The sequence below is a fragment of the Sphaerisporangium sp. NPDC088356 genome, assembly GCF_040685555.1.
Taxonomy (GTDB): domain Bacteria; phylum Actinomycetota; class Actinomycetes; order Streptosporangiales; family Streptosporangiaceae; genus Sphaerisporangium.
On the sequence record NZ_JBFBIK010000283.1, the window covers coordinates 1 to 1,249 of the forward strand.

1 protein-coding gene and 1 pseudogene are annotated in these 1,249 nt (G+C 30.4%); both read right to left on the reverse strand.

All coding sequences use genetic code 11. The features are described 5' to 3' along the window. Positions 1 to 825 (reverse strand): annotated as a pseudogene (locus AB0O34_RS36910) (LCP family protein); the annotation flags it as partial. A 15-nt stretch (positions 826 to 840) separates the two neighbouring features. Next, positions 841 to 1,191, reverse strand: a complete 351-nt coding sequence (locus AB0O34_RS36915) for a hypothetical protein (RefSeq protein ID WP_363923667.1) — start codon at positions 1,189 to 1,191, stop codon at positions 841 to 843. Positions 1,192 to 1,249: the final 58 nt, after the last annotated feature.

A 1,249-nucleotide genomic window follows, 5' to 3' on the forward strand; every position in this document is an offset into this window, starting at 1 on the left:
TTCAGTTTTGATAAATCTTTTACCTATACGATAAGTAAAATAAAATGTCGATAAATCTCTTAAGTTCGAAATAATTGCCTGAATTGGCCCTCGTCCAAATGCCAAAGATGACAAAGAAAATATCATAAGAACTATAAAAGAAATATCAACTTTAGATAATTTATCTACCTTTTTCAAACAGAGATTAATAGTCCAAACAAAAACCATCGGAACTTGAGTGAGATAAGTTAAACCTGACAGATTCCCTGTTAAATGAGACCCAGTACCTATCAATAAATTTTGAAAAACCAGTATTAAAATAACTGAATACGGAACAAATTCATTTTCTAGTAAATTTGAGCTTATAATACCAGCTAATACAGAAAACACTAAAGAAATCTCAAAAAAACTTGTTGCAGCTCCTACCCAAATTCCTGAAAAAAGCAAAAATATAACTGTTACTTTTCTTATATTGGTTTTAACAGTGTTTGAAAAAGCATAGAGAATTTCTCGATAGTAATTGAAACTTTCAAGTTTTTTCATATGAGCAATTTTTTGAATATTTCCGTAGAGTTCCATTGAGACATTTTGAATCCGAGTGATTGAAGCATCCAAATCAGTATCGTCAATTTGTGTCATATAGGCTTGGACTTGATCAGCAGTTTGTAAATTAACAGTTCCTTGTTTAAACTCATAACCTTCAGCATTGAATGCCTTTGGATTTTGCATGGTGATTCCACCAGTGGCCTGTACAAGTGATCCCATTTTATTAACATCGATCTGAATTACTTTGTTAATGGACACATTCAATAGGTCTTTAACCATCTGGAAAATTCCATCATCTCCATTCGTATTGTAAACTTAAGTGATTGTTTTTTGATTAGGCATTGTCGCAAAAACTGGGAAGTTCATGAAAGTAGTTTGATTTGTCTTTATATTCGTTGAAGCTAAAACAGTAGCATAAGCTGTATTTTTAGAATTATTTTTACCAATTACAATGATAAGTGTGGTGAATGTTTTAGACTTTTTTAAGTCGATACTTGTTGTTTTAGGGAAATTTTCATATGATGTTGAAAAGGTTGATTCAACATTTCTATAAGCTACGTAGGCTATAGAAGCAACAGCGATAATTACTAATACAAAAATAATTGAAATAACTTTTAGTACTGTGTGTTTTTTCTTACGATAATGACGCCTCTTTTTTTGATTCATGGTATCTCCACATACATATTATATACCTTAAATTATACCATATTTAATGATGTTATCC